Origin of the sequence: Flavonifractor sp. An82, assembly GCF_002159265.1 — a bacterium.
In the GTDB taxonomy this organism is placed as follows: Bacteria; Bacillota; Clostridia; order Oscillospirales; family Oscillospiraceae; genus Flavonifractor.
This window is the reverse complement of sequence record NZ_NFHG01000015.1, coordinates 82,534-89,821: the sequence shown is the minus strand read 5'-3', so window position 1 is coordinate 89,821 and position 7,288 is coordinate 82,534. Positions and strand designations below refer to the sequence as shown.

The following is a 7,288-nucleotide window of genomic DNA, read 5'->3' as shown; positions in this document are numbered from 1 at the left end:
GGTCCCCGGTTCGAATCCGTGAAGGCGCACCAATGGCCCGTTGGTCAAGCGGCTAAGACGGCGGCCTCTCACGCCGCAAACGTGGGTTCGATTCCCGCACGGGTCACCAAATGCGCCTTTAGCTCAGCTGGTAGAGCAACTGACTCTTAATCAGTGGGTCCCCGGTTCGAATCCGTGAAGGCGCACCATTCTCTATGGAGCGTCGTGTGGCGCTCCGTAGAGAGCCTAAAATTTAGCTTGCCTCGTTTTGGAGGAAAGTAGTTGGTGTTGATTGCGGTGAGGGTCCACCCGTTCCCATCCCGAACACGGAAGTTAAGCTCACCTGCGCCGAAAATACTTGTCTGGAGACGGACCGGGAAGATAGGTAACGCCAACACAAAAGACGGACTTCTTTGGAAGTCCGTCTTTTGTTATGTTCGAATTTCTTTTTGTACCATACGGCAGAAGGCGGACAGGATATTGGGTTCCGGACAGAGTGGGACGCCGGTCTGATAGGCATCCAGGCAGGAGCGGATTAAGGAAGACCAGCGAATATCCAGGTGCTCCAGAGCCCAGAGACCGCCGGCTTCTTTGGAACAGATCAATCCATCCCGCAGAAAGGCCAATACCCGGCACTGATTCAAAATAAAATAGACAGGGTTTACAGGCGCTTCATCCTCCGCATCAGCGATATCGCGAAGAATACTATTTAAATAGCAGGCGCGGGGCACCGGACCTAAAAGTTGTGCCGGCGGCGGACCATAGATGGAGAAGCCAACCTTTCGTGCTACCATGAAATGGGCTGCGAGATCCCTGTCTTCGCCGTGCATACTACGGCAGTATCCTGCCAGATCAGCCCGGCAGGCGTCCAAATGCATGGGAGAAAAGTGGAGTGAAAAGGGTGTGGGGTAGCGGAAATGCGTGCAGTGCTCTGATAGCACCACACTCATCTCCAAGCCCTTGGGAGGAGAGAGGGGCAGCAGGTCCAGCAGAATCTGAATCATGGCCTCCTTTTGGACCTGCGCAGGTTCCTGCCGGGTGACCACCAGAAAATCCACATCGCTGCTCTGCCAGTGAAAACAGCCGAAGGCCAGGGAGCCGTGAACGAAAATGCCCAGAAGGTTGGCTCCTAGGATCCGTTGGTACCGCTGGGAGATTTGCTATAGGAGAAGATTACATTCCATAGGGTTGCCTCAAAGTTTGGAAAGGACCTGATCCACATAGAGGGCGGCGTCAAAGGGGTCCAGACCACTGTCCTTGCGCAGATACAGGGGATGGTGGGGATGGCCCTTCTTGGAGCGGGCACCGGCGGAGTACCAGGTGGCGTCCAGCTCCCGGCCAATGCGGATCATGTCGTTGAGGCAGTGAGAGAGATAGCCCCGCTTCTCAATGATGGCGCCCCAGGCGGCCCACACGGCGGGAGAGCCGGTTCTGGTCTGCTCCAGAGCCCAGCGGAAGGCCGCCATATTTTCCTCGTGCAGCGCGGGATTGCATTCCTTCTCCATATCGTCGGGACGGGTGGCTCGCTGGGCATACACGTTGAACATGATGAAACTGTCATAGCCGTTGCCCAAGGCGATACGCTCCACCGACTTCAGGGTATTGTCCAGGGCATTGGGGGCGGCAGTGGAGGGGTTGATGCCCACGCAGATCAGCGGACGGTTGCCCCGGGTACCCAGTATGTAACGATAATCGCAGTAGCGGTTGGGAACATAGAGCCACCGGGACACGTCATAGTCCGGCTGGGGCTGTAGTGCCTCGTCCAGAGCCTGAGAGAAGGGGACTATGGCCTGCTGCGCGGTATCACAGGTAGGGATGTGCATAAGATGACCTCCTGAGGGAACGGCTTGCATGAACTGCCGCCCGATGCTATACTTTCCCTATCAGGATACAGGCAGGAGAGACACAATGCAATACCATTCCGTAAAAAAGGGCATTTTTCATACCAGGCCCAACCGCTTCATCGCCCATGTGGAGGTGGATGGAGCCATGGAAGTGGTCCACGTGAAAAACACGGGCCGCTGCCGGGAGCTGCTGGTGCCGGGGGCTGTTGTTTATCTGGAGGAGGGGCGCAATCCGGCCCGCAAGACCAAGTATGACCTGATTGCGGTGGAAAAAGGGGATATGCTGGTCAATATGGATGCCCAGGCCCCCAATAAGGTCTTTCAGGAGTGGGCGGAGGAAGGCGGCTTTCTGCCTGGCCTGACTCTGCTGAGGCCGGAGACCACCTGGGGCGGTTCCCGCTTTGATTTCTATTGGGAGGCTGGAGAGCGCCGGGGGTTTGTGGAGGTCAAGGGGGTCACCCTGGAGGACGACGGCCATGCCCGATTTCCCGATGCGCCCACAGAGCGGGGCGTCAAGCACCTGGAGGAGTTGATCCGCTGTCAGGCAGAGGGCTATGAGGCAGCGGTGTGCTTTGTGATCCAGATGGCAGGCATGAAGGATTTTGCGCCCAACGATGTTACCCATCCGGCCTTCGGCGCGGCGCTGCGGAAGGCGGCCCAGGCTGGCGTCAGGGTTCTGGCCCAGGAATGCAGGGTCACACCAGAAACGCTGACCATGGCAGGACCGGTAGCAGTACGCCTTTAAAATGAAAGATATATATCTAAAACTTGCAAAAATATAGAAATAGAACTGGAGAATTTCTGGACTATTTCCAAATGTGCAAGATAGCCCTTGACAGATGCAAAAAAAAGAGCATACACCGCACCCATCAAGCAGAGACGCTCGTTTCGCCGCGGAAGGCGAAGCGGGCGCTTTTGTTTTTCAGGGAGGAATGAGTGTATGTATTCATCGGTCAACACAATCTGGGTGCTGTTAGGCGCCGCGCTGGTCTTTTTCATGCAGGCCGGCTTTGCCATGTGTGAGGCGGGCTTTACCCGCGCCAAGAACACCGGCAACATTTTGATGAAGAATCTGATGGATTTCTGCATCGGCACACCGATTTTCTGGCTGTTGGGCTTCGGCCTGATGTTTGGCGGGGCCGGAGCCATCATTGGTGGCTTTGATCCCTTTGTCCGGGGCGACTATTCCGCCATCCTGCCGGACGGAGTCCCCTTCTTCGCATTCTTTATTTTCCAGACGGTGTTCTGTGCCACCGCCGCCACCATCGTGTCCGGCGCTATGGCTGAGCGCACCAAGTTTATCTCCTACTGCATCTATTCTCTGATGATCTCCGCGGTGGTCTACCCCATTTCCGGCCACTGGATCTGGGGCGGCGGCTGGCTGTCTCAGATGGGCTTCCACGACTTCGCCGGCTCCACCGTAGTTCATATGGTGGGCGGCGTAGCCTCGCTGATCGGCGCCAAGATCCTGGGGCCCCGCATCGGTAAGTACGATAAGGACGGCAAGCCCCGGGCCATTCTGGGCCATAATCTCTCCATCGCCGCGCTGGGCGTCTTTGTACTTTGGTTCTGCTGGTTCGGCTTCAACGGCTGCTCCACTGTTTCCATGACCGGCGATGATACGCTGGTAGCGGCCGGCAGCATCTTCGTGACCACCAACATGGCGGCTGCTGTGGCCTGTGTGACTACTATGCTGTTCACCTGGATCCGCTTCGGCAAGCCCGATGTATCCATGACCTTCAACGCGGCGCTGGGTGGTCTGGTGGCCATTACCGCCGGCTGTGACATGGTTTCTGTGGCAGGGGCCGCCATCATCGGTACCTGTGCCGGTATCGTGCTTCCTCTGGCGGTGGAGTTCTTCGATAAGGTAGCCAAGATCGACGATCCGGTGGGTGCCATCTCCGTCCACGGTGTGTGCGGCGCTATGGGTACTCTGCTGACCGGTCTGTTGGCTGTAGACGGCGGCCTGTTCTATGGCGGCGGCGTCAAGTTCTTCCTGACCCAGTGCCTGGGTGTGGTCAGCGTCATCGCCTGGGTGGCTGTGGCCATGCTGATTATCTTCAATGTCATCAAGCACACGGTGGGCTTGCGCGCCTCCGCGGTGGAGGAGCTGGAAGGGCTGGACATCCACGAGCACGGCCTGCCTACTGCCTATGCTGATTTCAGTCAGTCTACCAGCATGACAGCGGTTGCCAAGGCCAACGCTTATCCCGAGCCCGTCACAGAGGGCGGAGCCAGAAAGGTCACGCCTGATGAGGCGGTGCCGGTGCAGGTGGTGTCCGCGCCCGGTGTGCCTGCCTCCGACGTCAAGCTGTCCAAGGTGACCATCATCTGCAACCAGGCCAAGTTTGAGGAACTGAAGAACACCATGAATGAGATCGGTGTAACCGGTATGACGGTGACTCAGGTGCTGGGCTGCGGGATCCAGAAGGGCAAGACGGAGTATTATCGTGGCGTGCCCATGACCATGAATCTGCTGCCCAAGGTACAGGTGGACATTGTGGTGTCCAAGGTGCCTGTTTCCCAGGTGGTCAGCGCAGCCAAGTCGGCCCTTTACACCGGCAGCATCGGCGACGGCAAGATCTTTGTCTACGATGTGGAGGATGTGGTAAAGGTGCGTACCGGCGAGCACGGCTACGATGCGCTCCAGGGCGAGGAGTGATAAGCTACAGCAGCCCCCCGGACTTGTCAAAGTCCGGGGGGCTGTGGTATAGTGGTAGCAATCATCACAGGGAGGAATGGGCATGGAGTCGGCCTATCAAATCTTTGCCGGAGAGATTACAGCCAAAGGAAAAGGCTATCTGGCCATCCAGCACTGCAGGACGGGGGAGTTGGAGGAGCTGCTGAACCGTGGCCGCCAGGAGCTGCTGAATCAGGGGGCCACCGAGCTGTTTGTGGCATCCAGGGACCCCGGCGCGCCGCTGGAAGAGGGCTGTTTTGGTGAGTGCCGGCTGGAATTTGTGAGGGATATTTTAATATTGCAGCGGGAGCTGTCCCAGCTGCCCGGCCGTCCGGAGCGGCTTACGCTGGAGCCGCTGACCCGGGCGAGGGGCGGGGCATGGCTGGCCCTGCACAACGAATGTTTCTTTGAGATGCCCAATTCCGCCACCTACGGCCCCGCAGACCTGGAGCGGGCGCTGGAGGAAGGTCACCGCTGCGGCTTTGCTCTGGTGGATGGCGTGACTGTGGGGGTGTATGAACTGGATCTGACCCAGGACCCGCCGGAGATCGAGGGCATTGCCCTGCATAAGGATGCGCGGGGACAGGGTTTGGGCCGGGAGCTGCTCTACGGCACCATGGGCCTGCTGGCCGGGGAGGGCTTTGACTGCTGCAAGCTGCTGGCAGCCACCGATAACGAAAGCGCCTTCTCTCTCTATCGCCGGACCGGCTTTAAAGCAGCGGGTATTCAAAGCAAGTGGTTCCGAATGCTGCCTAACTGAATGAAAAAAGCGGGCGCCGCAGCTGCGGCGCCCGCTTTTTCAGCTGTTGGCGGTAATGAGGTCGTCCCACTGAGCCTGGGACAGGGGAGAGGAGAGCCGCAGGGAGCAGGTATAGGTCCCGTCGTTCCAAATGGCCAGAAGATAGGCGTCCTGATCCTCCCCCTTCAGGGTAATGGACAGCCCGTCCAGATCGTAGGAGAGCTCCGACGCATAGGCGGTATAGTCCCCGGAGTTGTCCTCCGTACCTGTCGATTTGCGGAACAGGGCCCACTGGCCGCCGCCCTCGCAGCGGATCTGGGCCATGGCCCCGCTATAAGCGGTGTAGGTGCTTCGCTCCACCAGGAAGGGGAGCTTCTTCAGATCGGACACCGGGAAGCCGACTGTGTCGGCCAGCTCAGCGGCGGAGGAGACGTCCTGAAAACCGGGAGCCACGGTCAGCGGCCCGGAGGGGGTGGGGAGCGGTGTGGGGGCGTACATCCGGGGCAGCACCGAGATACCGGCGGCCAACACGGCCAGACAGGCGGCTGCCGCCAGAGCGGGCCGCAGCCAGGCTCTGCGGCTGGGACGGGTCGGAGCCAGTTCCTCCTGCTCCAACCGGCGGAGCACCCGGGCCCGCATCAGTTCCGTAACCTGGATCCTGGACATAAGCTCATCATAGCTCCGGCCCAAAGTCATACGCCTCCTTCAGAATTTCTTTCAGCTGCATCCGGCCCCGCCGCAGGTCGGACCGGACGGTGGACTCCTTCCGGTCCAAAATGGACGCGATTTCGGCGGTGGAGCAGCCTTCATGGTAGAAGAGGTGGATGGCGGCGCGGGCATGCTCCGGCAGGGATTTGACGGCCTCCCACACAAAAGAGAGGTCCTCCCGCTGTTCCGCAGCCAGGGTGTCGCTGAGTTCGTCGGTCTCACGCAAGCGATTATAATTCAGCCGGTTTTTGCTCAGATTGGCGGCCACCCGCAGCAGCCAGGCTTTTTCGTGTCGGGGGCTTTCCAGTACAGGGGCGGTGCGCAGGAGCCGGAAGCTCCTGGGGCGGCGCAGAGGACAGACGGCGGTCATCGGCATCGGCTCCTTCTGGTGAAATGGGGACCCTGCACCAGGTTTATGCTACCTGGAAAGCCAGGGAGAGGGCAGCGTCCCGGCTCAGGCCGGTTTCGCTGTGGACAGCATAAGTATAGCCGTCCGCCGTCCACACCGCAACCGTTACCTGATCGCCCTCGCCTTTCAGGGTAACGGCGTGCCCCTGCACAGCAACGGTCTCCACCTGAGGATAGGTATTGTAGTCGTCGCTGATGTCCTCGTCACCCAGAGCCTTGCGGATGGAAAGTCCGTGCTCACACAGAACCTGGATCATATCTCCGGGCAGTACGGAAATACCGTGGGCTTTGATATCGGCGGGGAGGGTCAGTGAGAAACCGGCCAGCTGTTCCGCCTGGGCCAGGGTGTCGCAGTCCACAAAGGGATTGGGGATCTGGGCAGAGGTGTCGGTCTGGATGGAGATGACGCCGCTGTCGCCGGTGATGGCGTCCTCACGATTGCCCAGCAGGGCATCAAAGAGGGACAGGGGAACGTAGGTCACACCGTTGGTGGCGTAGGGCGCGCAGCCCAGGGAGAAGGGGGCGCTCATCCCCACCATACCCTCTTTGCTGGTGGTGATCACATAGCGGTCCACACCCAGGGTCACGTCAGTGTGGACGTCGCCGGTGTCCACTCGGATGCTGTCGCCGTTCCAGACCACGGTGAAACCCAGCTCTTCCGCCAGAGCCCGCAGGGGGACCATGACGCACACGTCGATCTCGGTGTCGGAGCCGTTGACTTGCAGGGTGTAGCCGGAAGCAGTATTGACATCATTGACGGAATCGGCGGCCAGGGGGGCAGCCATGGCGGGCAGGCAGAGGGTACCGGCCAGGGCAAGGGACAGCAGAGCGGGTGTGAGCTTTTTCATAATAATCGTCCTTTCCATTGATTGAGTTGGTAAAGCTCGCTTGCTTTGACACTTTAGATACAGCCGGGAGATGGGAAATGTT

At 59.4% G+C, this 7,288-nt stretch carries 8 protein-coding genes, 2 tRNA genes and 1 rRNA gene; 6 read left to right on the top strand and 5 right to left on the bottom strand.

Annotated features, from left to right (window positions below; all coding sequences use genetic code 11):
- Nucleotides 1-34 precede the first annotated feature (34 nt).
- The 3 genes from B5G34_RS13855 (at nucleotide 35) to rrf (ending at nucleotide 376) form a co-directional block, all read left to right on the top strand.
- Nucleotides 35-109 (top strand) — tRNA-Glu (locus B5G34_RS13855).
- 3 nt (nucleotides 110-112) lie between these two features.
- Nucleotides 113-188 (top strand) — tRNA-Lys (locus B5G34_RS13850).
- Nucleotides 189-260: 72 nt separating this feature from the next.
- Nucleotides 261-376, top strand: a 5S ribosomal RNA gene (gene rrf, locus B5G34_RS13845).
- 34 nt (nucleotides 377-410) lie between these two features.
- Here the strand turns inward: rrf and B5G34_RS13840 are convergent.
- Both B5G34_RS13840 and B5G34_RS13835 read right to left on the bottom strand, forming a co-directional pair.
- Complete coding sequence (locus tag B5G34_RS13840; RefSeq protein WP_087338691.1) at nucleotides 411-983, bottom strand: aminoglycoside adenylyltransferase domain-containing protein; 573 nt, start codon at nucleotides 981-983, stop codon at nucleotides 411-413.
- Nucleotides 984-1,172: 189 nt separating this feature from the next.
- Nucleotides 1,173-1,802, bottom strand: coding sequence for a DUF1643 domain-containing protein (locus tag B5G34_RS13835; protein WP_087338688.1), 630 nt, complete (start codon nucleotides 1,800-1,802; stop codon nucleotides 1,173-1,175).
- Nucleotides 1,803-1,887: 85 nt separating this feature from the next.
- Here B5G34_RS13835 and sfsA point away from each other — a divergent pair, with 85 nt between their 5' ends.
- From sfsA to B5G34_RS13820, 3 genes are all read left to right on the top strand, one after another.
- Nucleotides 1,888-2,568, top strand: coding sequence for a DNA/RNA nuclease SfsA (sfsA, locus tag B5G34_RS13830; RefSeq protein ID WP_087338685.1), 681 nt, complete (start codon nucleotides 1,888-1,890; stop codon nucleotides 2,566-2,568).
- A 195-nt stretch (nucleotides 2,569-2,763) separates the two neighbouring features.
- Nucleotides 2,764-4,485, top strand: a complete 1,722-nt coding sequence (locus B5G34_RS13825; RefSeq protein ID WP_087338682.1) for an ammonium transporter — start codon at nucleotides 2,764-2,766, stop codon at nucleotides 4,483-4,485.
- 82 nt (nucleotides 4,486-4,567) lie between these two features.
- Nucleotides 4,568-5,263: a GNAT family N-acetyltransferase gene (locus tag B5G34_RS13820; RefSeq protein ID WP_162609488.1), complete on the top strand. Its 696-nt coding sequence runs from the start codon at nucleotides 4,568-4,570 to the stop codon at nucleotides 5,261-5,263.
- 39 nt (nucleotides 5,264-5,302) lie between these two features.
- Here the strand turns inward: B5G34_RS13820 and B5G34_RS13815 are convergent, their stop codons facing one another.
- Genes B5G34_RS13815 through B5G34_RS13805 form a run of 3 tightly spaced genes read right to left on the bottom strand, consistent with a single transcriptional unit; the run spans nucleotide 5,303 to nucleotide 7,206 of the window.
- Nucleotides 5,303-5,932, bottom strand: a complete 630-nt coding sequence (locus B5G34_RS13815; protein WP_087338676.1) for a hypothetical protein — start codon at nucleotides 5,930-5,932, stop codon at nucleotides 5,303-5,305.
- A complete protein-coding gene (locus tag B5G34_RS13810) occupies nucleotides 5,916-6,320 on the bottom strand; it encodes an RNA polymerase sigma factor (RefSeq protein WP_242957057.1) in 405 nt (134 codons plus the stop codon). Before B5G34_RS13810 ends, B5G34_RS13815 begins: the two co-directional genes overlap by 17 nt.
- 43 nt (nucleotides 6,321-6,363) lie before the next feature.
- The gene (locus B5G34_RS13805) at nucleotides 6,364-7,206 is read right to left on the bottom strand and encodes a stalk domain-containing protein (RefSeq protein WP_162609487.1); all 843 of its coding nucleotides are present in this window, start codon (nucleotides 7,204-7,206) and stop codon (nucleotides 6,364-6,366) included.
- Between the last annotated feature and the right edge of the window lie 82 nt (nucleotides 7,207-7,288).

Excerpts from the sequence above, each read along its gene's own strand:
- B5G34_RS13840 (WP_087338691.1), bottom strand. The coding sequence starts at position 983 with ATGATTCAGATTCTGCTGGACCTGCTGCCCCTCTCTCCTCCCAAGGGC.
- B5G34_RS13835 (WP_087338688.1), bottom strand. The coding sequence starts at position 1,802 with ATGCACATCCCTACCTGTGATACCGCGCAGCAGGCCATAGTCCCCTTC.
- sfsA (WP_087338685.1), top strand. The coding sequence starts at position 1,888 with ATGCAATACCATTCCGTAAAAAAGGGCATTTTTCATACCAGGCCCAAC.
- B5G34_RS13825 (WP_087338682.1), top strand. The coding sequence starts at position 2,764 with ATGTATTCATCGGTCAACACAATCTGGGTGCTGTTAGGCGCCGCGCTG.
- B5G34_RS13820 (WP_162609488.1), top strand. The coding sequence starts at position 4,568 with ATGGAGTCGGCCTATCAAATCTTTGCCGGAGAGATTACAGCCAAAGGA.
- B5G34_RS13810 (WP_242957057.1), bottom strand. The coding sequence starts at position 6,320 with ATGACCGCCGTCTGTCCTCTGCGCCGCCCCAGGAGCTTCCGGCTCCTG.
- B5G34_RS13805 (WP_162609487.1), bottom strand. The coding sequence starts at position 7,206 with ATGAAAAAGCTCACACCCGCTCTGCTGTCCCTTGCCCTGGCCGGTACC.